At 42.1% G+C, this 22,128-nt stretch carries 23 protein-coding genes; 19 read left to right on the top strand and 4 right to left on the bottom strand.

What is annotated here, in order from left to right; all coding sequences use genetic code 11:
* Nucleotides 1-25 precede the first annotated feature (25 nt).
* Nucleotides 26-1,342, bottom strand: coding sequence for an FAD-containing oxidoreductase (locus H7T92_RS04300; protein ID WP_201037172.1), 1,317 nt, complete (start codon nt 1,340-1,342; stop codon nt 26-28).
* Nucleotides 1,343-1,523: 181 nt separating this feature from the next.
* On the opposite strand from H7T92_RS04300, the gene truB reads away from it, so the two are divergent.
* The 13 genes from truB (at nt 1,524) to H7T92_RS04235 (ending at nt 14,144) form a co-directional block, all read left to right on the top strand.
* Complete coding sequence (gene truB / locus H7T92_RS04295) at nt 1,524-2,420, top strand: tRNA pseudouridine(55) synthase TruB (RefSeq protein WP_049491399.1); 897 nt, start codon at nt 1,524-1,526, stop codon at nt 2,418-2,420.
* A gap of 4 nt (nt 2,421-2,424) precedes the next feature.
* Nucleotides 2,425-3,360, top strand: coding sequence for a bifunctional riboflavin kinase/FAD synthetase (locus H7T92_RS04290; RefSeq protein ID WP_201037171.1), 936 nt, complete (start codon nt 2,425-2,427; stop codon nt 3,358-3,360).
* A 309-nt stretch (nt 3,361-3,669) separates the two neighbouring features.
* Nucleotides 3,670-4,071: a Spx/MgsR family RNA polymerase-binding regulatory protein gene (locus H7T92_RS04285; protein WP_009732658.1), complete on the top strand. Its 402-nt coding sequence runs from the start codon at nt 3,670-3,672 to the stop codon at nt 4,069-4,071.
* 12 nt (nt 4,072-4,083) lie between these two features.
* Nucleotides 4,084-4,362, top strand: coding sequence for a UPF0223 family protein (locus H7T92_RS04280; protein WP_003003480.1), 279 nt, complete (start codon nt 4,084-4,086; stop codon nt 4,360-4,362).
* Complete coding sequence (locus H7T92_RS04275) at nt 4,352-5,122, top strand: inositol monophosphatase family protein (RefSeq protein WP_070660263.1); 771 nt, start codon at nt 4,352-4,354, stop codon at nt 5,120-5,122. Before H7T92_RS04280 ends, H7T92_RS04275 begins: the two co-directional genes overlap by 11 nt.
* Nucleotides 5,123-6,427: an RsmF rRNA methyltransferase first C-terminal domain-containing protein gene (locus H7T92_RS04270; protein ID WP_201037170.1), complete on the top strand. Its 1,305-nt coding sequence runs from the start codon at nt 5,123-5,125 to the stop codon at nt 6,425-6,427.
* 107 nt (nt 6,428-6,534) lie between these two features.
* Nucleotides 6,535-7,401: a phosphate ABC transporter substrate-binding protein PstS family protein gene (locus H7T92_RS04265; RefSeq protein WP_049518365.1), complete on the top strand. Its 867-nt coding sequence runs from the start codon at nt 6,535-6,537 to the stop codon at nt 7,399-7,401.
* A 16-nt stretch (nt 7,402-7,417) separates the two neighbouring features.
* Nucleotides 7,418-8,329 (top strand): phosphate ABC transporter permease subunit PstC, encoded by a 912-nt coding sequence (gene pstC, locus H7T92_RS04260; RefSeq protein ID WP_049483388.1) that lies wholly within the window; start codon nt 7,418-7,420, stop codon nt 8,327-8,329.
* Nucleotides 8,319-9,203, top strand: a complete 885-nt coding sequence (gene pstA, locus H7T92_RS04255) for a phosphate ABC transporter permease PstA (RefSeq protein WP_070666130.1) — start codon at nt 8,319-8,321, stop codon at nt 9,201-9,203. The genes pstC and pstA overlap by 11 nt, the downstream gene beginning before the upstream one ends.
* 10 nt (nt 9,204-9,213) lie before the next feature.
* Complete coding sequence (gene pstB, locus H7T92_RS04250; RefSeq protein WP_003006600.1) at nt 9,214-10,017, top strand: phosphate ABC transporter ATP-binding protein PstB; 804 nt, start codon at nt 9,214-9,216, stop codon at nt 10,015-10,017.
* Nucleotides 10,018-10,046: 29 nt separating this feature from the next.
* Nucleotides 10,047-10,805, top strand: a complete 759-nt coding sequence (gene pstB, locus H7T92_RS04245) for a phosphate ABC transporter ATP-binding protein PstB (protein ID WP_201037169.1) — start codon at nt 10,047-10,049, stop codon at nt 10,803-10,805.
* A gap of 12 nt (nt 10,806-10,817) precedes the next feature.
* Nucleotides 10,818-11,471, top strand: a complete 654-nt coding sequence (phoU, locus tag H7T92_RS04240; protein WP_003003266.1) for a phosphate signaling complex protein PhoU — start codon at nt 10,818-10,820, stop codon at nt 11,469-11,471.
* 129 nt (nt 11,472-11,600) lie between these two features.
* The gene (locus H7T92_RS04235; protein ID WP_201037168.1) at nt 11,601-14,144 is read left to right on the top strand and encodes a M1 family metallopeptidase; all 2,544 of its coding nucleotides are present in this window, start codon (nt 11,601-11,603) and stop codon (nt 14,142-14,144) included.
* A 97-nt stretch (nt 14,145-14,241) separates the two neighbouring features.
* Here the strand turns inward: H7T92_RS04235 and H7T92_RS04230 are convergent, their stop codons facing one another.
* Nucleotides 14,242-15,519, bottom strand: a complete 1,278-nt coding sequence (locus H7T92_RS04230) for a sensor histidine kinase (RefSeq protein WP_201037167.1) — start codon at nt 15,517-15,519, stop codon at nt 14,242-14,244.
* Nucleotides 15,519-16,229: a LytR/AlgR family response regulator transcription factor gene (locus H7T92_RS04225; protein WP_201037166.1), complete on the bottom strand. Its 711-nt coding sequence runs from the start codon at nt 16,227-16,229 to the stop codon at nt 15,519-15,521. Before H7T92_RS04225 ends, H7T92_RS04230 begins: the two co-directional genes overlap by 1 nt.
* Before the next feature lie 106 nt (nt 16,230-16,335).
* On the opposite strand from H7T92_RS04225, the gene H7T92_RS04220 reads away from it, so the two are divergent.
* Nucleotides 16,336-17,292: an ABC transporter ATP-binding protein gene (locus tag H7T92_RS04220; RefSeq protein WP_201037180.1), complete on the top strand. Its 957-nt coding sequence runs from the start codon at nt 16,336-16,338 to the stop codon at nt 17,290-17,292.
* Nucleotide 17,293: 1 nt separating this feature from the next.
* Entirely contained in the window at nt 17,294-18,016 is a 723-nt protein-coding gene (locus tag H7T92_RS04215) for an ABC transporter permease (protein WP_003003626.1), read from the top strand.
* A gap of 141 nt (nt 18,017-18,157) precedes the next feature.
* Here the strand turns inward: H7T92_RS04215 and H7T92_RS04210 are convergent, their stop codons facing one another.
* Nucleotides 18,158-18,691 (bottom strand): biotin transporter BioY, encoded by a 534-nt coding sequence (locus tag H7T92_RS04210; RefSeq protein ID WP_201037165.1) that lies wholly within the window; start codon nt 18,689-18,691, stop codon nt 18,158-18,160.
* A 205-nt stretch (nt 18,692-18,896) separates the two neighbouring features.
* On the opposite strand from H7T92_RS04210, the gene H7T92_RS04205 reads away from it, so the two are divergent.
* The 4 genes from H7T92_RS04205 (at nt 18,897) to gloA (ending at nt 22,040) form a co-directional block, all read left to right on the top strand.
* Nucleotides 18,897-19,469, top strand: coding sequence for a hypothetical protein (locus H7T92_RS04205; RefSeq protein ID WP_201037164.1), 573 nt, complete (start codon nt 18,897-18,899; stop codon nt 19,467-19,469).
* Nucleotides 19,470-19,604: 135 nt separating this feature from the next.
* Entirely contained in the window at nt 19,605-20,285 is a 681-nt protein-coding gene (locus H7T92_RS04200; protein WP_061455456.1) for a response regulator transcription factor, read from the top strand.
* Nucleotides 20,269-21,630: a sensor histidine kinase gene (locus H7T92_RS04195; protein ID WP_118228283.1), complete on the top strand. Its 1,362-nt coding sequence runs from the start codon at nt 20,269-20,271 to the stop codon at nt 21,628-21,630. The genes H7T92_RS04200 and H7T92_RS04195 overlap by 17 nt, the downstream gene beginning before the upstream one ends.
* Nucleotides 21,631-21,659: 29 nt before the next feature.
* Nucleotides 21,660-22,040 carry a lactoylglutathione lyase gene (gene gloA, locus H7T92_RS04190; RefSeq protein WP_049474791.1) on the top strand — a complete coding sequence of 127 codons (381 nt, stop codon included), beginning with the start codon at nt 21,660-21,662 and terminating at the stop codon, nt 22,038-22,040.
* Nucleotides 22,041-22,128: the final 88 nt, after the last annotated feature.

Here is a 22,128-nt window from a genome sequence, read left to right as displayed (position 1 = left end):
ATATTTTCCAGCTTTTTTATTCTATTTAAATCGCAAAGAGATCATTTAGGTTTTCTGCCATGGTTGGGTGAGTAAAGATTTGTTTTGCGATGTAAGTATAAGGGATCTTGTTGTCCATGGCCATGGTGATCAGGTTGATGATTTCGCCTGCAGCTTCTCCAAAGAGCGTCACTCCAAGGATTTCTTTGGTTTCTGAGTTGACAACGGCTTTGAAGGCACCTCGAAGGTCTGCATTGACGTGACCGCGTGGCATAGCAGCAACTGGCAATTCTTTAACAGCAACTGGAAGTCCTTTGTCACGTGCTTCTTGCTCGGTCAAGCCGACTTGGGCAAGTGGAGGAGCAATAAAGAGTGTTGTCGCATAATTTCTACGAGTTTCGAGATTGTAGCTACCATCGCCTGTAAGGTAGTTGAAGACAATGCGGAAGTCATCGAGTGACATGTAAGTGAACTGAGGACCACCATTGACATCCCCAACTGCAAAGACACCAGGGACGCTGGTTTCCAAATGACGGTTGACTTGGATCGCTCCACGATCAGTGACTTGGATGTCTGTGTTTTCAAGACCAAGTCCAGCTGTGTTTGGCTTACGACCTGTTGCGTAGAGAAGGATATCAAACTCGAAGTCTCCCTTATCTGTGACAACCGTTAAGCTGTTTTGGCCATCTTTGATTTCTTGGGTATGAACGCCTTGCAAGAATTGAATACCGTCTTCTTCAAGGTAGCTTTTTGCAAGAGCTGCAATACTTGGCTCGATCCGTGGCAAAAATGTTTCAGAAGCATCCAGCACCGTTACTTGGCTGCCCAAGGTATTATAGAGATGAGCAAATTCCAATCCGATTGGTCCACCACCAAGGACGCCCAGGCGTTTAGGTAGTTTTTCCAAACGTTGAATACCGGTTGAATCCACTGCAAATTTACTTTCAGCCAAACCTGGAATCGGAAGGACATTTGGCACAGCACCAGTATTAATAATAATGGTTTCAGCTGTCAATTCTTCCTTTTCATCTCCAGCTTGAATTTCGATGACCTTGTTAGAAACGAAACGAGCCGTCGCATCGATAATGTCTACGCCGGTTCCAGCAATGGTTGCGTAGTTCTTGCCGTTGAGACGAGTAGTGACCGCATTTTTCTCATTCATGGCTTGGTCAAAATCCAAGCCTTTTTCTGCGGCAACAATCAAGGTCTTGGTTGGAATACAAGCGATATTGATACAAGTACCACCGTACATAGACTTGCTCTTTTCAATCAGAGCAACTTTTTTTCCTTGGCTTGATAATTTCGCTGCGAGTGTTTTACCAGCTTTACCAAATCCAATCACAATAACATCATACATTAACATATGTTACACCTTCTTTCGATTTCTATTGTATCAAACCCGTTTTAAAAAGTCTGAAATCTGCTACGGGATTTTTTAGGAGGTCATGGGAAGGGGGAAAGAGGGACAAAAAGTTTTGTTTCATGGTATAATGAAGGGTCGGTAGCCCGGATGGTCACACAAACAGTTAGAAAGAGCAAATCAGATGGACGGAATTATCAATGTAAAAAAAGAAGCAGGCATGACCTCACATGATGTGGTCTTTAAACTGCGAAAAATCTTAGGAACTAAGAAGATCGGCCATGGGGGAACGCTGGATCCAGATGTGGTGGGAGTACTTCCGATTGCAGTTGGAAAGGCGACCCGGATGGTCGAATTCATGCAAGATGAAGGCAAGGTCTATGAGGGAGAAATCACTCTGGGATTTTCTACCACGACGGAGGATGCCAGTGGGGAAGTCGTAGAGCGGACCCCAGTGGAAGCCCCTTTAGATGCAGGAGAGGTCGATCGTATGATTGCCCAGATGGTGGGAGAGATTGAGCAGGTACCGCCCATGTATTCAGCGGTCAAGGTCAATGGACGTAAACTCTATGAGTATGCACGGGCAGGAGAAGAAGTGGAACGGCCTGTCCGGCAGGTAACCATTTATGAATTCACGCGCACCAGTGAGATTAGCTATGAAGAAGGACTAGCCCGTTTTCGTTTCCGGGTCAAATGCAGTAAGGGCACCTATATCCGGACCTTGTCTGTGGACCTTGGTCAAAAACTGGGCTACGCAGCCCATATGTCTCATCTGACCCGAACCAGTGCTGCCGGTTTGTCACTAGAAGATGCCCTGACCTTGGAAGAAGTGGCTGAAAAAGTAGCCCAAGGAGATTTGAGCTTTCTTCATCCACTTGAAATTGGCACCGGGGATCTGGAAAAAGTAGATCTGACAGTAGAAGAGGTTGGCGAAGTCCAAGTGGGACGCTTTATTCCAGTTGAGAGTGACTCCAAAGAGTTAGCTGCTTTTTACCAAGGAAAATTGGTAGCCATTTTAGAAAAAAGAGAAGAACTTTACAAACCTCGAAAAGTCTTTCTAACAGAAAGTGTGTTACAATAAATTCATGAATATTCGTACGATTACTACTGCTAACCAGATCCATTTGGAGAATGAGACAGTTTTGGTTCTGGGCTACTTTGATGGCCTGCATCTGGGGCATCAAGAACTCTTTAAAAAGGCGCGTCAGATAGCGGATGAAAAAGGCTTGAAGGTCGCTTTGTTAACCTTCCCTGAATCTCCTAAGTTAGCCTTTGTTCGCTACCAACCAGAATTACTGCTTCATTTGCAGAGTCCTGAGGATCGGTTCCAAAAATTAAACGAACTAGGTGTGGATGAGCTCTTCCTCATTGATTTTACGACCGATTTTGCTTCTAAAACTGCCAAAGAATTTGTTGATCAATTTGTCAAAGCCTTGAGGGCCCGAGTTTTAATTGCTGGATTTGATTATAGTTTTGGCTCTGATAAGAAAACGGCCTCTGACTTAGCTGATTATTTTGATGGTCAAGTGGAAGTCATTTCCCCTGTATTGGATCAGGGTGAAAAGATTAGTTCGACCCGCATTCGTCAAGCTATCCTAGAAGGACGCGTCCACGAAGCTGCCCGTCTACTTGGTCACCCTTTATCCAGTCGGGGAATCGTGGTGCACGGGGATGCGCGTGGCCGCACCATTGGCTATCCTACTGCCAATCTAGCACCGATTGATCGGACCTATCTACCATCAGATGGGGTTTATGTAGTCGATGTCGATTTTAAAGGGCAGACCTACCGTGGGATGGCTTCTGTCGGGAAAAATGTCACCTTTGATGGAAAAGAGCTTCGTTTCGAAGTCAATCTCTTTGATTTTACAGGAGATATCTACGGTCATACCCTGACCATTCATTGGTTGGATAAGATTCGAGAAATGGTCAAATTCGATGGGATCGATCAACTAGTGGCTCAACTAGAAGAAGATGAAGCAGTTTCACGAAACTGGACCAAGAGGCTGGGACAAAAGTCCTAGCCTCTCAATTGTTTTTGGATTGTCGAGCAAGACGCAGTGGTTGAGTAGGCTCTACTACGCTGATTTCATCAGCTTTCACAGCCCTACTCAACTGTGCGGAGGTGGGACGACGAAATCGAATTCTAACGAATGACCGATTTCTGTCCCACTCTCTTTTTTCGGGCCTCTTCTTGGGAAAAATGAAAGGGATTTCTTTTTTCCACTGAAATTCAGAAAAATCGTCTAGAAATCAAAAAAGCGCTTTTCAAGCACCTATTTTTTTTGTATAATAGAGTCAGATAGTTATATATAAAAAAAGAAGTGAACCACATGATTACATTATTTTTATCACCGAGTTGTACATCATGTCGAAAAGCTCGGGCTTGGTTAAAAAAGCACGATGTTCCATTTAAAGAACACAATATTATGACAAGTCCTTTGAGCAAACAGGAGTTGACAAGTATATTGGCCTTGACCGAAAACGGAACAGACGACATTATTTCAACTCGTTCAAAAATTTTTCAAAAATTAGATGTTGATGTTGAAGATTTATCGATCTCAGCCTTGATTCATCTGATTGAGGAAAATCCAAGTCTCTTACGGAGACCGATTATTTTAGATAACAAGCGCATGCAAATCGGCTTTAACGAAGACGAAATTCGTGCCTTCTTGCCACGGAGTTATCGAAAACAAGAGTTACGCTCTGCCACTCTAAGAGCAGAAATAAACTAAGAAGTATGTCGAATGCAAAAAAATTATAGTTACCCACTGGACTTATCGTGGAGCACTGAAGAGCTTGCTTCAGTGCTTTCTTTTTTCAATAAAGTTGAAGAAGCCTATGAAAGTAAGGTAGAGGCCAAAGAATACATGGAAGCCTACCGCGCTTTTAAGAAGGTCGTACCTAGTATCGGAGAAGAAAAGCGTCTCGGACGAGAGTTTGAAGAAGTGAGCGGTTATTCTCTCTATCGCGCGACCCAGGCTGCAAAGCAAAAAGAGGAAGGATGGTTTTCTCTTGAAGAATAAATTAGAGTTTGCTAAACAAATCGTTTTAGAGGCTGGAGACTACTTGCGTCTTCATCTCCATGATGACTTGATGATCTCAAAAAAGACTGGGCCGACAGATTTAGTAACCCAGATGGACCAACAGGTTCAAAATGATTTGGTTGAAAAAATTACAAATCGCTACCCAGAAGATCGGATTTTTGCGGAGGAAGATGGCCTTCGATCCCCGATTTCAGAAGGATCCGTTTGGGTGATTGATCCTATTGATGGGACCAATAATTTTGTGACCCAAAAGGAAGATTTTGCGGTGATGGTGGCCTATTTTGAAGACGGAATTGGTCAGTTTGGCCTGATCTACGATGTGATGCGGGATCACCTTTTTTACGGGGGTGGAGAATTCCCTGTTTATCGCAATGAGGTTGAACTGACGCCCTTTGTGGACCAACCTCTGGAAAACCTTTTGATTGCTTCAAATGTCGGCATGCTTGAGAAAAATGACTGGGGCATGGCCGATCTTGGTATGGACTCTCTTGGCATTCGGGTCTACGGAAGTGCCGGTATTAGTTTTTCAAAAATTCTCTCAGGTGGGATTCTAGCTTATTTTAGCTATATCTGGCCTTGGGATTATGCCGCAGCTGCGATCATGGGGGAACAGTTGGGCTATACCGTTTTAAATCTAAATGGAGATAAACCTAATTACCAGTCAGTGGAACCCATTATGATGGTTCCAAAAGTGAAGTTAACAGAAATTCAAACCTATCTTAAGAAAGGGAGAAGTTAAATGAATTTTCCCAATGGTTTTAAAGAAAAATACCAGCATCTTCTAGGTGAGGATGCTGCTGCTTTTTTTGCGACCTTTGAGCAAGAAGCAGTATCGGCCTTTCGGACTAATCCTTTGAAAGAAACTCAAAAAGCATTTGATGATCCGATTCCCAATACCCCTTGGGGACATTATGGAAAGGTCTCAGGAAAATCCATCGAGCACGCAACGGGCTTGGTCTATTCGCAAGAGCCAGCAGCTCAGATAGTGGCCCAAGTCGCCCAGCCTAAGCCAGGAATGAAGGTCTTAGACTTGGCCGCAGCTCCTGGGGGAAAGACCACCCAACTCTTGTCTTATTTGGACAATCAGGGACTCTTGGTCTCCAATGAGATCCACAAGGGCCGCTCGAAAATTCTTGTAGAGAATGTCGAACGCTTTGGTGCGCGAAATGTGCTAGTAACCAATGAGTCTGCCGATCGTCTAGCAAAGGTTTTCTCAGGCTTTTTTGATCTGATTGTACTAGACGCCCCTTGTTCAGGTGAGGGGATGTTCCGCAAGCAACCAGATGCCATGGACTATTGGTCTGTCGATTACCCTCGAGAGTGCAGTCTCCTTCAAAGAGAGATTCTAGAGGATGCCCTCAAGATGTTGGTTCCAGGTGGTTCCTTGGTGTATTCAACCTGCACCTGGGCTCCTGAGGAAAATGAAGAGATCGTATCCTGGCTTGTGGAAAACTATAATCTGGAGCTGGAAACGATCGAGAAGATCAATGGTATGGCAGAAGGCATTGACTATCCAGAAACGGCGCGCATGTATCCTCATCTCTTTAAAGGGGAGGGACAATTTGTTGCTAAGTTCCGTTATCTAGGAGAGAATCGACCTGCCAAAATCCCTTCCAAAAAGGACCAATTATCTGCAGAACAAAAGAAATGGTGGCAGGAGTTTGCTAAGAAACACTTGAAGATCACTCTAGAAGGTGTCCTCGAAACCTTTGGGGACGAACTCTACTTGGTTCCACTTGGTTTACCAGATTTGCGAAAAGTAAAAATCGCCCGAAATGGCTTGCATCTAGGCACCTTCAAGAAAAATCGATTTGAACCTAGTTTTGCCCTTGGCCTTGCTCTAAAACCGAGTGAGGTCAAAGAGACCGTTTCGATCACGCCTGAAGACTTTGTTCATTATGTGGCGGGAGAGACGGTTCAATTAAAGGAAACGCATCCAAATGGATGGTACCAGGTCCTGGTTGAAGGCAATGGTTTGGGCTTTGCCAAAGTGACCGGACAGACCCTGAAAAATTTCTATCCAAAGGGGCTTCGTTTTAGGTAAAATGCTGGGCAAAGAACCCGTTCTATGATATAGTGGAAGTACAGGTTTTTTTGAAAAAAACTTGTCAAAATCATAAGTGAAATAGTGAAATATCAAGGAGACATGATTTGAAAAAGTCTAAAAAGCTGATCCTAGGACTAGCGACGATCGCATTAGCAGGAAGTTTATCTGCTTGTGCGTCTTGGATCAATCGCGGAGAATCCATCACTGCTGTCGGATCGACTGCCTTACAACCCTTGGTTGAAGGAGTAGTAGATCGCTACATTGAAGAACATCCTGGTAAGATTGTGAATGTACAAGGAGGAGGTTCTGGTACAGGACTTTCACAAGTTCAATCAGGCGCTGTTGATATCGGAAATAGTGACCTTTTTGCAGAGGAAAAATCTGGGATTGATGCTTCTAGTCTGGTCGATCACCAGGTAGCCGTAGCAGGGACAGCCATCATTGCCAATAAAAATATCTCAGTAGATAATTTGACAACAGAGCAATTGCGAAAGATCTTTACGGGTGAATATACCAACTGGAAGCAATTGGGAGGTCCAGATCTTGAAATCACGATTGTGAACCGAGCGGTTGGTTCTGGTAGCCGTGCTGTCTTTGATGCCATTATTATGGATGGCAAACAACCCAAGCAGGCTCAAGAGCAAGACTCTAATGGAATGGTGAAAAACATCGTTTCTCAGACGCCAGGAGCCATCTCTTATCTAGCCTTTACCTACTTGGATAGCAGTGTTAAAACCATGAAGCTTAATGGCTATCAACCAACTAAAGCCAATGTCGTCAACAATAACTGGCCAATCTGGTCTTACGAACACATGTATACTAAGGGAAAACCTAATGAGTTGTCTAAAAAATTCATTGACTACATGATGACCGATGAGGTTCAGCAAAAAGTTGTTGGCAAGATGGGTTATATCCCGATCAATGACATGAAAGTTACCCGTGATTTAAAAGGGAATGTGACAAAAAAATAAAAGAATTAGGTAAAAAATGAACGAAGTAGCAAAAAAAATGCTGACGAAATCAAAAAACTCCCGCCTAGAAAAATTTGGCAGAACCATTACTTTTCTATGCATGAGTTTGATTGTCGTGGTCGTTGCCATGATTTTGATTTTCGTGGCCCAAAAAGGTTTATCGACTTTCTTTGTCAATAAAGTCAATATCTTTAGTTTTCTATTTGGGAGCTCTTGGAATCCTGCTGCAAAGGAATTCGGAGCCCTACCAATGATTCTAGGTTCCTTTATTGTAACCTTGCTTTCTGCCCTTTTAGCAACGCCGTTTGCCATTGGTGCAGCAGTTTTCATGACAGAAGTCTCTCCTAAAGGAGCTCGTTTCTTGCAACCAGCCATTGAGCTCCTAGTGGGGATTCCTTCAGTTGTTTATGGATTCATTGGCCTTCAAGTGGTCGTCCCATTTACGCGTAGTCTCTTTGGAGGGACTGGTTTTGGGATTCTCTCAGGGGTCTTTGTCCTCTTTGTTATGATCCTGCCAACTGTCACCTTTATGACGACCGATAGCCTCCGAGCTGTGCCCCGTCATTACCGGGAAGCTAGTATGGCCATGGGGGCGACACGCTGGCAAACGATTTGGCATGTCACGCTCAAGGCAGCCCGCTCAGGAATCTTTACAGCGGTTGTCTTTGGAATGGCGCGTGCCTTCGGGGAAGCCTTGGCGATCCAGATGGTGGTCGGAAACTCGGCAGTGGTACCAACCTCGCTCACAACACCAGCTTCCACCCTCACCTCTATTTTGACCATGGGAATCGGAAATACCGTCATGGGTACGGTCAATAACAATGTTCTTTGGTCACTCGCCTTGGTATTGCTCCTCATGAGTCTTGCCTTTAACAGTGTGATTAAACTGATTACGAAAGAAAGAGGTAAGAAGAACTATGCACGCTAAACGAATGGATAAAATTGCAACAGGAGTGCTGTATGCTATTTCCGGGATCATCGTTGCGATTCTTGCCTCATTGATCCTTTATATCTTGGTCCGTGGCTTGCCCCATGTATCTTGGCACTTCTTGACTGGGAAATCTTCTTCTTACCAAGCAGGAGGAGGGATCGGAATTCAATTGTATAATTCCTTCTTTCTCTTAGTCATTACCTTGGTGATTTCCTTCCCACTTTCTCTTGGAGCTGGGATTTACCTCTCTGAGTACGCTAAAAAAGGTCGCTTGACCAATTTGGTTCGTACCTGTATTGAGATCTTGTCTTCTTTGCCATCTGTTGTTGTAGGTCTCTTTGGTTACCTGGTCTTCGTTGTCCAGTTCAAATATGGATTTTCGATCATTTCAGGGGCCTTGGCCTTGACCGTCTTTAACCTGCCACAGATGACCCGCAATATCGAAGATAGCTTGCAGCATGTCCACCATACGCAGCGCGAAGCAGGTCTAGCACTGGGCTTGTCTCGCTGGGAAACTGTGATCCATGTCGTGGTACCAGAAGCTCTTCCAAGTATTATCACTGGGGTTGTCTTGGCCTCAGGACGGATCTTTGGGGAAGCTGCTGCCTTGATCTATACTGCAGGTCAATCGGCTCCAGCCCTTGATTGGTCAAACTGGAATATCTTTAGTGTGACCAGTCCAATTTCGATCTTCCGTCAGGCTGAAACCTTGGCTGTCCATATCTGGAAGGTCAACAGTGAAGGAACCATTCCAGATTCGATCGAAGTCTCAGCCGGTTCTGCCGCCGTTCTTTTGATCTTTATCTTGATCTTTAACTTTGGAGCGCGCAAACTCGGAACTTACCTCCATAAAAAACTAACATCTGCTTAAAGGAGAAGAAATGTCAAAATACAATTGGGATGAGAGACACATCATTACTTTTCCTGAAGAAAAGGTAGTCCTATCGACCAAAGATTTACATGTCTATTATGGAACGAACGAGTCCATTAAAGGCGTCGACATGCAGTTTGAAAAGAATAAGATTACAGCCTTGATCGGTCCGTCAGGATCTGGAAAATCAACCTACCTTCGTAGTTTGAACCGGATGAATGATACCATCGATATTGCGCGTGTTACGGGTGAAATTTGGTATGAAGGAATCGATGTCAATCGTCCGGATATCAATGTTTATGAAATGCGCAAGCACATTGGGATGGTTTTCCAACGGCCCAATCCTTTTGCCAAATCGATTTACAAAAACATCACCTTCCCGCATGAACGTGCTGGGGTGAAAGACAAGAAGATCTTGGACGAATTGGTCGAAACTTCTTTGAAACAGGCGGCTCTATGGGATCAGGTTAAGGATGATCTTCATAAATCAGCCCTGACACTTTCAGGTGGGCAACAGCAACGACTTTGTATCGCGCGGGCTATCTCTGTGAAGCCAGATATCTTACTCATGGATGAGCCAGCATCAGCGCTTGATCCGATCGCGACAGCGCAATTAGAAGAAACCATGCTCGAGTTGAAGAAAGATTATACCATTGTCATCGTGACCCACAGCATGCAACAAGCAGCCCGTGCTAGTGATTATACTGGTTTCTTCTACCTTGGAAACCTCATTGAGTACGATAAGACTTCGAATATTTTCCAAAATGCGAAATTGCAATCGACCAACGATTATGTATCTGGTCACTTTGGATAAAGTAAAATGACAACAAAAAGGAAAATAGAATGACAGAACCAATTTTACAAGTCAAGGACTTGTCGGTTTATTACAATAAAAAGAAGGCTCTAAATAGCGTCTCCTTGGACTTTGCTCCAAAAGAGATTACAGCCTTGATTGGTCCTTCAGGATCAGGGAAATCTACCCTTTTAAAAGCCATTAACCGCATGGGTGACCTCAACCATGAGGTCACCACCACAGGAACCATCCTCTACAATGGACATAATATCTATGGACCACGGACCGATACGGTCGAATTGCGTAAGGAAATCGGAATGGTCTTCCAACAGCCCAATCCTTTTCCAATGTCCATTTACGATAATGTGACCTATGGATTGATGATTAATGGTGTCAAGGACAAGGCTGTCTTGGATGAAGCAGTTGAAACCTCTTTGAAACGCGCGTCCATCTGGGATGAGGTCAAGGATCGCCTGCATGATTCAGCGATCGGACTTTCCGGTGGTCAGCAACAACGGGTCTGTGTGGCGCGGGTCCTTGCGACCAGTCCAAAGGTTATCCTTTTGGATGAGCCAACTTCTGCACTAGACCCGATTTCAGCTGGGAAGATTGAAGAAACCTTGTATGGACTAAAAGACCGCTACACCATGCTTTTGGTGACACGCTCCATGCAACAAGCAAGTCGGATTTCCGATAAAACAGCCTTTTTCTTGGATGGGGATTTGATTGAGTACAATGACACCAATGAAATGTTCTTGAACCCAGCTAAGAAAGAAACAGAAGACTATGTCTCTGGTAAATTTGGATAGGAAGAAAATAAAATGTTACGAGTTCAATTTGAAGAAGATTTAGAGAAGTTGCATAACCAGTTTTATGCAATGGGAAATGAAGTGTTGAGTCAGATCAACCGTACGGTCCGCGCTTTCGTGACCCATGACCGTGAATTGGCCCGCCAAGTTATCGAAGATGATGCGGAGATCAACGACTACGAAGTGAAGTTAGAGCGCAAATCCTTTGAGATTATTGCCCTTCAACAGCCCGTTTCACAAGACCTTCGTGTCGTGATGACTGTCTTAAAAGCGGTCTCTGACTTAGAGCGGATGGGTGACCACGCAGTATCAATTGCCAAGGCAACCATTCGCATGAAAGGGGAAGTCCGCATCCAATCTGTTGAGGAAGAGATCAGCAAGATGGGCCGTGAAGTCAAAGATTTTGTCGAAGCGACACTAGATGTTTACCTCAAAGGCGATGTGGATTTGGCCTATGAAGTTGCGACACGAGACGAAGTCATCAACCATTACTTCGATAGCATCCAAGAATTAGCAACAGAAGAAATTCGGAAAAATCCAGAGTCCATCGTGACTGGACGGGATTATTTCCAAGTGATCAACTTCTTGGAACGTATCGGAGATTATGCAAAAAACATCTGTGAGTGGGTGGTTTACTTCGAAACAGGTAAAATTATCGAAATGTAAGATCATAAAGTCTTTTCGATATCAGACAGGCATTCTAATGCTTGTCTTTTCTTTTATCTTGACTTTGTGATAAAATAGTTTTATGAGGGCTTTTCATTGGAAAGCATGAAACATTTAAAGGAGGAAATTATGCAAGCAGTTGCACATTTTGTAGAAACATTCGTTCCAGAACATTACGAAGTGTTTTTGGATTTAAGTCGTAAAACCAAGACCTTTAGCGGTCGTGTGGTGATCACAGGTCAAGCCAAGGCGGACAAGATCTCGCTTCACCAAAAGGATTTGATCATCGAAACAGTAGAAGTAGCAGGTCAAGCCCGTCCATTTACGGTTGATAATGACAATGAAGCAGTCTATGTTGAATTGGAAGGAACAGGTCAAGTGACAGTTACTCTGACCTATTCTGGTAAGATCACAGACAATATGACAGGGATTTACCCATCTTACTACAGCATTGATGGCGTGAAGAAGGAAGTCCTCTCTACCCAGTTTGAGAGCCATTTTGCGCGTGAAGCTTTTCCAAGTGTGGACGAGCCTGAAGCCAAAGCAACTTTCGATCTTTCTGTGAAGTTTGACCAAGAAGAAGGAGAAATCGTTCTTTCTAACATGCCTGAAATCGATGTGGAAAACCGCAAAGAAACAGGTATTTGGAAGTTTGACACAACTCCTCGCATGTCTTCTTACCTCTTGGCCTTTGCGGCTGGAGACCTCCAAGGAGTGACAGCTAAGACTAAGAATGGAACCCTTGTCGGAGTCTACTCAACAAAAGCTCACCCATTAGAAAACTTGGACTTCTCATTGGATATTGCCGTTCGTGCTATTGAATTTTATGAAGACTACTATGGCGTGAGGTATCCAATCCCTCAATCCCTTCATATCGCCCTTCCAGACTTCTCTTCAGGAGCGATGGAAAACTGGGGCTTGGTAACCTACCGTGAAGTCTACCTTCTAGTAGATGAAAACTCTACGGCCCAAAGCCGTCAAACAGTAGCCTTGGTGGTGGCTCACGAATTGGCTCACCAATGGTTCGGAAACCTCGTGACCATGAAATGGTGGGATGATCTCTGGTTGAATGAAAGCTTTGCCAATATGATGGAATATGTCAGCTTGGATACCATTGAACCAAGCTGGAATATCTTTGAAGACTTCCAAACAACTGGAGTGCCTGCTGCCTTGAAACGCGATGCTACAGATGGCGTTCAATCCGTCCATGTGGAAGTCAAACACCCTGATGAGATCAACACCCTCTTTGACCCAGCAATCGTTTACGCCAAGGGTAGCCGTCTCATGCACATGCTTCGCCGCTGGTTAGGCGATAACGCCTTCCGTAAAGGGTTGAAGATCTACTTTGAAAAACACCAATACGGCAATACTATCGGTCGTGACCTTTGGGATGCTCTTGGGCAAGCTTCAGGTCGTGATGTCGCAGCCTTTATGGATTCTTGGTTGGAGCAACCAGGATACCCTGTTGTTTCAGCTTCTGTGGAAAACGATACCTTGATCATCCGTCAAGAGCAGTTCTTCATCGGAGAAAGAGAAGAAAAAGGACGCAAGTGGGTTGTTCCGTTAAATAGCAACTGGACGGGTATTCCAGATACCTTGGAAACAGAAGTTTTAGAAATTCCAAACTACAGTGCCTTGAAAGCAGCTAACAGCGGAGCTCTTCGCTTCAATACAGAAAATACAGCTCACTATATCAGTGACTACCGTGGGGAATTGTTGGAAGACATCCTTGCTGACCTTGCTAGCTTGGATAGCACTTCAAAATTACAAGTGGTTCAAGAACGTCGTCTTTTAGCTGAAAGTGGTCAAATTTCTTATGCAAGCCTCTTGCCAGTGATTGAACACTTGACAGAAGAAAGTTCCTACTTGGTTGTTTCAGCTGTTTCGAGCGTCTTAGCTGGAATCAGTCTCTTTGTGGATGAAGGAACTGAAACAGAAGCTGCCTTCCATGAGTTGTTGAAACGCTTGAACCGTTACAACTTTGAACGCTTGGGTCTAGAAGCTAAGCCTGGTGAAACAGAAGAAGACGAAAAAGTTCGTCAGCTAATGATTGCTAATATGATCAAGGCCAATGATGAAGCTGCAAAAGCTCAAGCGAGCGCTATCTTTGAAGCACATGCAGATGATTTGGAAAAACTTCCAGCTGCCATCCGCCTGCAAATCTTGGTCAACCAAATCAAGCACCAGGAAACCAAGGAACTTAGTCAACAATACCTGGATACTTATGTTAAGACGGTAGATGGAAACTTTAAACGCCAGTTGGCGGCTGCACTTTCTTATACCAAGGATGAGGAAACTTTGGAAGCTCTATTGAAGGAGTGGAAGAACAAGGATGTGGTGAAACCTCAGGACTTGGCTATGAGTTGGTACTACAACTTCTTACACGATGACTTTACCCAAGGAAGAACTTGGACTTGGGCGCGTGAAAACTGGGATTGGATCAAGAAAGCCCTTGGTGGTGATATGAGCTTTGATAAGTTTGTCATCTACCCAGCTAACTGTTTTAAGACCCGTGAACGCTTGAATGAATACAAGGCCTTCTTTGAGCCTCAATTGGATGATATGGCGATCAGCCGAAACATCAGCATGGGTATCAAGGAAATTGCAGCGCGTGTGGATTTGATCCAACGGGAAAAAGCATTAGTAGAAGCTGCTATCCTTGCTACGAAATAAATGAAATAAATTTATAAAAGATGCTACAGAATTCATTCTGTAGCATCTTTTGTTTTTCAATGAATCATTTGTATTGGATATCGAAGGAGAAGGATCATTAGTTTATTGGACTTGGTAAGAGAATCTCCGTTCGATAGTGGCCATTTTCTTTGAATCGCTTGATAGTTCCTTGGTATTCTTGTACTAGAGCATCAACGTTTCGTAAGCCCCAACCATCTCTTTGACGTGTTTTACGAGTCTCTTGTTCTTGTTCATTAAAGGTATTGTTGATCGAAATAAATAGGTTTTGTTGAAAATAACGTATATTTAGAGCCAATGTTCTCTCCGATTTATCAGTTAATCGAAGACAGGCTGAAATACTATTATCTAAACAATTTCCTAAAATAACAGCTAGAATATCAGGCTGAATAGATAATTCTTGAGGGACAAAGCAGTCAATTTCCAGTTCAATTTCATCTTCCACATCGTGCAGTTTTTGATTCAGTAAAAAATTAATTGTTGGATTTTTGGAGTAAAAGGTTTGTTTTCCTGAAATACTATCGGTTAACGAGTGAAGATACTCTCTAGCCTCATCTGGATTTTCTTCTAGAAGTGCCAATAGAGTTAAATGTTTATTTTTTAAGTCATGCCGAAGACTTTGCAATCGTTGGTATTCCTCTTGAGACTGTTGTGTTTCTCTTAATTGGAATTGAAGCTGTTCTTTATCTAATTTATTTTGATAATAAGCGTGCTGTTGTTGAGAAAGATGTAGGGTAAAATACAGCGAGGAAAACGACAATACAATAAGAGACAAGAGTGAAATGACAGAAAGATAATCTGGTCCAAATACTTGCCCTTGAATAGCTGATACAGTAAAGGCAAAAATAATCGATAAAATCGGCACGATAAATAGATACAGCCAATTTCTTTTAGATGTTGCCATGCCTAACTTTTGATGTGTTCGAAATAACTGTCGAAGAACAAGTGTTAAGACGGTTGAAAAAAGAAAACTAATGGCAAGGTAACCACTAATCAGTCCTAAATTTTTCGATACTTTTGACAGTGGAAGAAAAAGTTGGATAGTTTGATTGAGGACAGCTCCTGCTAATAATGTCAGGCTTGTCTGTATGAATATCCAAAAGGAAGAATCACGAAAGGAGTAGCCAAAATAGAGTCCTACAAGAGAGGATTCAACAATACTAAGGAGGAGATTGCTCACTAAAAAAACGCGACTTTCTAAAAAAATAAACACAAGAGCCACATGAAAAAGAAAGCAACAACAAAGGACTAAAAGTGTCTCTTTTGATTGTTTACTTTTGGATATTGGCCTAAAAAATAAAACACTTGCCAGAAATAAGTCGAACAAGATACTAATGATCCGCAATCCTATTAGCATTAGAAATTCCTTTCACTTAGGTAGTTATAGTATTTTTCTTTAAAAGAAGACTGGAACTTACGACTAATTGGAAGTGAATGCTCCTCGGTTCCATTTAGCAAAATAGTCACTGTTTTCGTATCAAAATCTTTGATATATTTAGGATTTACAATATAAGAAGCATGTATTTGAATAAAATAATCAGGTAGTTTATCTAGAATGTCTTGGGTTTTCAGTAAGGACTTATAGGTATCTGCTAGTGTGTAAATAAAAACGGAACGCTTATCTTTCTCAAAATAGGTAATGTCACTTAAAGGAATAGAGTAACTTTGTTTTCCAAATGAGAAGTTAAAGATGGTTTGTCCTAAATCTAAATAACGTAAAATTCTATCTACTACCTTATTTAGCCTTTGAGGTTCAATTGGTTTTACTAAGTAATCAAAAGTCTGTACTTCAAAAACTTGTTCCATATAATCACGATAGCTAGTCACAAAAATAATAGGGATAAAAGGATTGAACTGCCGAATTTCACGAGCAAGGTCAATTCCAGTAATTTGTGGCATATCAATATCCAAAAAGACACAATGAGTATCCTTTGTTAACTGCTCTAACATCTTTTGAGGATTGGTATATAGTTTTGTTTCTACAGGAACCTTGTCGTAAGAAAGTAAATACTGTTCTAACTGACTAGCATCTCTAGTTGAGTCATCACAAATAACGACGTTTAACATAAGTCCCCCTTATCAAATTGAGTTGGCTAATTATGACACTAAAATGGTAAATCATGACGTAAACCTTGGAAAGTCATATGTTTATTATACAATAATCTTATCAAAAATGAAGGAAGCTGGGAAAATCTTCTCAGTCTTGAGTGATGAGATGAAGACATTTGCGACACTGACTATTAGAGATTTGACAAAATCATTCGATAAGCAACATTTTGCTAATAATCATATTTCTTTAGAAATAGAAGCTGCTAAAATTACAGCTTTTTTAGGACACAATGGCGCTGGTAAGTCCACCCTCTTAAATCAAATGATTGGTTTTACCAAACCTGATCAAGGAGACGTTTGCTATGGAGATATTTCTTTTGTTCAAAATCGTAAACAAGCTCGCTCAATGATGAGCTATATGTCTCAACAGTATGCCCCACTTGAGAAATTGACGGTGGAACAAAACTTAGAAATTCTTGGAAGAATGAGAGGGTTAAACACCTTGGATTTGCAAAAAGAAATGGATCAGCTCTTAACCGAGTTGGAAATTAAGGAGTACCGGGCAAAACAAGGAAAGGACCTTTCAGGTGGTTTAAAGCGTCTGACCTCTTTTGCAATGGCTTTAATCGGATCTCCGACCATCATTCTTCTTGATGAGCCGACGAACGATGTTGATCCAATACGTCGTGAAAAACAATGGCAATTATTACAGAAGCTAGCGCATAAAGGTCATACCATTATTATTGTGACGCATAATCTCTTAGAAGTTGAAAAATATGCTGACAACTATGCCTTATTTAACCATGGGAAGTTAATCAAATCAGGACCAGTTCAGCAAATAACCTATCAAAAACAGTATCAAATATCTTTTGAGTTTAGGAATAAAGATAGCTTAGCTCTATTTCAAGATTACACCATTATCAACGGTTCAATTTGTCGTATTGAAATAGAAGAGAAGGAGTTAACGAGACTGCTACCAAAAATCACGCAGGAATTGGATAGAAAGAATATTTTAAATCTGTCACTTACTCAGAAAAACATATCCATTTCAGATCTTTATAGAGAGGAGTTGACAAACTGATATGACTCAATTTTTTTACTTACTTCGTTGGAACTATCTTCGTCAAAAAGATTTATTTTTACTCTTTACGCTAGCTCAAGTTCTGTTATCCATTTCACTTCTTTTTGGTTATCCACTAGTGATAGGTGAGATTGATACGACTGCTGCCTACTATCTCTCTTCTGGTTCAGTTCTGATAGGAATTATTTCTATTGGATGTACTATCTCATCACCTGTTATAGCAAATGCGAAGTCAGAAGGACATGTAGACTATGTACGAGCCCTTCCAATACCTCGAATTCTTATTTCCTTAGCAGATCTATGGATGTGGATGATTGCTATTTTACCTGGAGTATTCATTTCTGTTATACTGGGCTATTTTCGTTTTTCTGTCCGCTTAAATGTATCTATTCTGGCTGTTTTCATCCTATTTCTTATCTGTCTTACAATGATCAGTCTTGGATTTGCCATTGCGTATACTTTTTCTCCCAATATTGTCACGCTGATGTCTCAGTTGATTCTTATGATTGGTTTGATGTTTTCACCAATCATGTACCCTGCAAGTCGTCTTCCAGATTGGATAAACCATCTCTACCATGTTCTTCCATTTGTCCCTTCTGTCAACCTCTTACGAGCTTGTGTCTATGGCCATGACCGCATCTCATTGTTTGACTTCACTATTCTGATTATTTGGATTTTGCTAACACAGTTACTGATCTTGAGAGTTCTTTATAAGGAAAAATAAAGGAAGGAGGGTAGATAGAAGGTTCTTCTTCGAAACAGTAACCCATTTAAAAGTAGTTCAATTGAAGAGATATTCCTACAACAAAAAGCAACAACTGTGTTCAGATGTTGCTTATTTTAGTATGTTTGTACCCTTTGTATCTTATTTGAAATACCAGTGGTGTTTGAGGCTGGCAAAAATTGCCTTGCTGGTGATCGTGATGATGATCAGTTTGATGAGGTCGGCAAGGATAAAGGGAGCAACGACCAAAGCAAATGCTTTTTGGATATCGGTATGCGTGACCAACATAAAGCCGATAGCTCCAGCTACAAAGAGAAGAATACTACTGAACAAATTAGCAAGGAAAATGGTCAGCACGCTGGATTTAGCATTGGTAAATAGAGACGTGATCCATGCTCGGAATGGGAAGAAGAGGAGGAAACCAGCAGTAGGGCCAAGGAAATGCGAAGCGCCACTAGCACCACCTGCCAATACTGGGAAACCTAAGAAACCAAGAAGTAGGTAGAGGCAGACTGTGACAAAAGCATGACTGGGTTTATAGATGGTCCCGATAATCCCGATCATGAGCGTTTGCAGGGTTAAAGGAATTGGACCAAATGGAATGGTGAATTGAGATAGGACGGAGATCATGGCCACTCCAATGGAGATGAGAACTAAGGGAAAGATTTTTTTCATAACAGTTAACCTCTTGTTTGTTTTATGGTAACTATTCTACAATAAGGGGCTCAACCTGTCAATAGCCCACACTTGTTTTAGAATTTTTTAAGTAAAAATTTAGGCAAGCTTAAGACTCCTAAAGTATAATCGCCTTACTAAAGGATCGAGCTCCCTTTAAATTTTAAAAGGCAAGTACTTGTACAAAAAGATAAAAGGTAAAAAGATGAATCAAAAAGAAACAAAACAAGTAGTCGAAACGCAAGAGTCCAAAGAAAAAATGGTTGTCCTCAAACGAAGTCCTAAGTGGTGGATTGGCATGGCAGCAGTTGGTGGATTGTTGGTCGGTGCTGGAAGTGGCTTTGGTGTCGGTGTCATCGCCTCTCAATCCTCCAATAACCAACAATTTTCTCAACCGGTCCAAACGGCTCAGAACCAAGGATCCAATCAGCAACAAAATAGTCAAAATGGCCATGCTTCACAAGGAAACCAGCAAAATGGTGGCCCACAGGATGGTGGCCCACAGGATGGCGGTCCTCAAGGCGGTGGTCCACAAGGTGGTGGCCAAGGACAAGGTGGTGGCCAAGGACAAGGCGGCCCGCAAGGTGGCGGTCCGGGTCAGATGCCACAGGAAGGTAATGGTGGCCCACAAGGGAATGGTCCAGATAACGGCATGAACCAATCTGGCGGACAAGAAGGGAACCAGGGGTCCTCTAAAAAGTCCAATAAGAAGAATTCAAAAAATAAAAACAAGACGAGTGACAGTCAAAGTAACAAAGAAAACACGACAAACTCATAGAATTAGCCTTCCTCAGGCAGGCTGAATTTGATCATAAAACCAGGTTCTAAACTATAGGAAATGAAGGCAAGTCGTGTTATAATGGTTAAGAATAGATTAGAAAGACTCACTCACGAAAGAGAAGAGGATACGACGATGATTAAAATTCTAATGGTCGAAGATGACCTTGGTTTATCAAATTCAGTATTTGATTTTTTAGATGATTTTGCGGATGTCATGCAGGTCTTTGACGGAGAAGAAGGTCTTTACGAAGCAGAAAGCGGAATCTATGATTTGATTTTGCTGGACCTGATGCTTCCTGAAAAAGACGGTTTCCATGTCTTGAAAGAATTGCGTGAAAAAGGCGTGACAACCCCTGTTTTGATCATGACAGCTAAAGAAAGTCTGGATGACAAAGGGCACGGCTTTGAGCTAGGGGCAGACGATTACCTCACCAAGCCTTTCTACCTAGAAGAGCTTAAGATGCGGATTCAAGCTCTCTTGAAGCGCTCAGGAAAGGTCAATGAAAACACCCTTAATTATGGCAATTTGAAGGTCAATTTATCTACCAATTCGACTTATGTGGATGGGAAAGAAGTGGAACTTCTTGGGAAGGAATTTGATCTTTTGGTCTATTTCCTTCAAAACCAAAATGTCATCCTTCCAAAGACCCAGATCTTCGATCGTCTCTGGGGCTTTGATAGTGACACAACCATCTCAGTGGTTGAAGTCTATGTTTCAAAAATCCGTAAGAAATTAAAAGGTACTGATTTCGTTGAGAACTTGCAAACATTGCGCAGTGTGGGGTATATCTTAAAAGATGCTAACCAGAATTAAGAAAACCGTCGGGGAAGATGATTTTTCCTACTTCATCCGATATTTTGGGCTCTTTACTTTGATATTCTCAGCCATGACCCTGATAATCATCCAGGTCATGCGCTCGAGTCTCTATACAACGGTCGATGAGAATCTCAAGACTCTCAGCCAGGATCCCTACTCGCTTGTAGCGATTGCTTATCGAGACCAGCGACAGTCAAATACCAAAAGAGATGATAATGATCATGAGATGATGATCCCAGATCATGATAAATCAGAACCTAAAGGGGATGTCACATCCAATACCACTGTTGTTTTGCTCAATAAAAAATATGAAAACTTGACAACCGGTAATGGGTTTTTAAACTTCAAAACGGTGACGTTTGGTCGAAAGCTCCTCAACAAGGTTTCCCAGCTTCAAATTACAAATAGCTATGGGAAAAAAGAAAGTTACCGGGCCTATATGGCAGAGTTGAGTTTATCTGATGATGAAAGTGATAGTGATATCAAGTATGCGGTTGTCATGACCAATATCAGTCAGCTAGAGCAGACCAGTGAGGAGCACGAAAGCCAGATCGCCCTCGTCATGATTTGCTTCTGGGGAATCTCCTTGTTTGCGAGTCTCTTCCTTGCCCGTCTTAGCGTTAAGCCGCTGCTTGAGAGTATGCAAAAGCAAAAGGCTTTCGTGGAAAATGCTTCCCATGAGTTGCGGACGCCTTTAGCAGTTCTGCAAAATCGCCTCGAAACGCTTTTTAGAAAGCCTGAAGCGACCATTATGGAATCGAGTGAGAATATTGCATCCAGCTTGGATGAAGTTCGAAATATGAAGCTTTTGACTACCAACCTTCTCAATATCGCCCGAAGGGATGACGGCTTGAAGCCAGAGATGGAAGATATCGAACCAAGCTTTTTCGATCAGACCTTCTCGAATTTTGAGATCATTGCAGAAGAAAATGGCAAAATCTTTCGAGGAGACAATCAGGTGGACAAAGTCATTTGTTCTGATAGAACGCTCCTCAAGCAATTGATGACCATTCTCTATGACAATGCCTTGAAGTATACCGATGAAGATGGTGAGATCCAGTTTGAAGTTCAATTGAAGGATAAAAATCTTCTTTTGAGAGTGCTGGATAATGGTCCAGGGATTCGAGATGAGGATAAGAAACGGATCTTTGATCGTTTTTACCGGGTCGACAAGGCCAGAACCCGTCAAAAAGGTGGATTTGGCTTGGGGTTATCCCTCGCTAAGCAGATCGTAGAAGCCTTCAAAGGGACCATTCAAGTCAAAGATAATAAACCAAAAGGGACCATCTTTGAAGTGAAATTATCCATTAAGACGGAAAGTCGTAAAAAAAATCGTTCATAATCTTTTAAAAATAGAAAAGAGGAAAACCTATGAGTTCAAAAATGTTGCACACTTGCCTTCGTGTGGAAAACATAGAAAAATCAATCGCTTTTTACCAAGATGCTTTTGGTTTTGAAGAAAAACGTCGGAAAGATTTCCCAGACTATAAGTTTACGATTGTTTATTTGGCCTTGCCTGGAGATGACTATGAGTTGGAATTGACTTACAATTATGATCATGGTCCATATGTGATCGGAGATGGCTATGCTCACGTCGCCTTGAGTACTCCTGATCTAGAAGGTTTGAATGCGGAACACAAGGCTAAAGGCTATGAAGTGACGGAACCAAAAGGTCTTCCAGGAACACAACCGAATTATTATTTCGTTGTAGATCCGGATGGGTATAAAGTAGAAGTCATTCGCGAAAAATAAGAGGGATTAACAATAAGGGCCGCTGTCGGCTACGACAGTCGCCCTCTTTTTTATGAAATCATTTACAAAAAAGGAATGTTTTTTCGAG

The organism is Streptococcus parasanguinis, assembly GCF_016648855.1.
Classification (GTDB): Bacteria; Bacillota; Bacilli; order Lactobacillales; family Streptococcaceae; genus Streptococcus; species Streptococcus parasanguinis_L.
Note: the sequence above shows the minus strand (reverse complement) of the source record. Positions and strands in the feature narration are given on the sequence as shown.

Bases quoted from the DNA above. Each gene is read 5' to 3' on its own strand.
- H7T92_RS04230 (WP_201037167.1), bottom strand. From the start codon at position 15,519: ATGCTAATAGGATTGCGGATCATTAGTATCTTGTTCGACTTATTTCTG.
- H7T92_RS04220 (WP_201037180.1), top strand. From the start codon at position 16,336: ATGAAGGAAGCTGGGAAAATCTTCTCAGTCTTGAGTGATGAGATGAAG.
- H7T92_RS04285 (WP_009732658.1), top strand. From the start codon at position 3,670: ATGATTACATTATTTTTATCACCGAGTTGTACATCATGTCGAAAAGCT.
- H7T92_RS04225 (WP_201037166.1), bottom strand. From the start codon at position 16,229: ATGTTAAACGTCGTTATTTGTGATGACTCAACTAGAGATGCTAGTCAG.
- H7T92_RS04235 (WP_201037168.1), top strand. From the start codon at position 11,601: ATGCAAGCAGTTGCACATTTTGTAGAAACATTCGTTCCAGAACATTAC.
- H7T92_RS04200 (WP_061455456.1), top strand. From the start codon at position 19,605: ATGATTAAAATTCTAATGGTCGAAGATGACCTTGGTTTATCAAATTCA.
- truB (WP_049491399.1), top strand. From the start codon at position 1,524: ATGGACGGAATTATCAATGTAAAAAAAGAAGCAGGCATGACCTCACAT.
- phoU (WP_003003266.1), top strand. From the start codon at position 10,818: ATGTTACGAGTTCAATTTGAAGAAGATTTAGAGAAGTTGCATAACCAG.
- pstB (WP_003006600.1), top strand. From the start codon at position 9,214: ATGTCAAAATACAATTGGGATGAGAGACACATCATTACTTTTCCTGAA.
- H7T92_RS04195 (WP_118228283.1), top strand. From the start codon at position 20,269: ATGCTAACCAGAATTAAGAAAACCGTCGGGGAAGATGATTTTTCCTAC.
- H7T92_RS04290 (WP_201037171.1), top strand. From the start codon at position 2,425: ATGAATATTCGTACGATTACTACTGCTAACCAGATCCATTTGGAGAAT.
- H7T92_RS04205 (WP_201037164.1), top strand. From the start codon at position 18,897: ATGAATCAAAAAGAAACAAAACAAGTAGTCGAAACGCAAGAGTCCAAA.
- H7T92_RS04210 (WP_201037165.1), bottom strand. From the start codon at position 18,691: ATGAAAAAAATCTTTCCCTTAGTTCTCATCTCCATTGGAGTGGCCATG.
- H7T92_RS04280 (WP_003003480.1), top strand. From the start codon at position 4,084: ATGCAAAAAAATTATAGTTACCCACTGGACTTATCGTGGAGCACTGAA.
- H7T92_RS04300 (WP_201037172.1), bottom strand. From the start codon at position 1,342: ATGTTAATGTATGATGTTATTGTGATTGGATTTGGTAAAGCTGGTAAA.
- gloA (WP_049474791.1), top strand. From the start codon at position 21,660: ATGAGTTCAAAAATGTTGCACACTTGCCTTCGTGTGGAAAACATAGAA.
- H7T92_RS04270 (WP_201037170.1), top strand. From the start codon at position 5,123: ATGAATTTTCCCAATGGTTTTAAAGAAAAATACCAGCATCTTCTAGGT.
- pstC (WP_049483388.1), top strand. From the start codon at position 7,418: ATGAACGAAGTAGCAAAAAAAATGCTGACGAAATCAAAAAACTCCCGC.
- H7T92_RS04215 (WP_003003626.1), top strand. From the start codon at position 17,294: ATGACTCAATTTTTTTACTTACTTCGTTGGAACTATCTTCGTCAAAAA.
- pstB (WP_201037169.1), top strand. From the start codon at position 10,047: ATGACAGAACCAATTTTACAAGTCAAGGACTTGTCGGTTTATTACAAT.
- pstA (WP_070666130.1), top strand. From the start codon at position 8,319: ATGCACGCTAAACGAATGGATAAAATTGCAACAGGAGTGCTGTATGCT.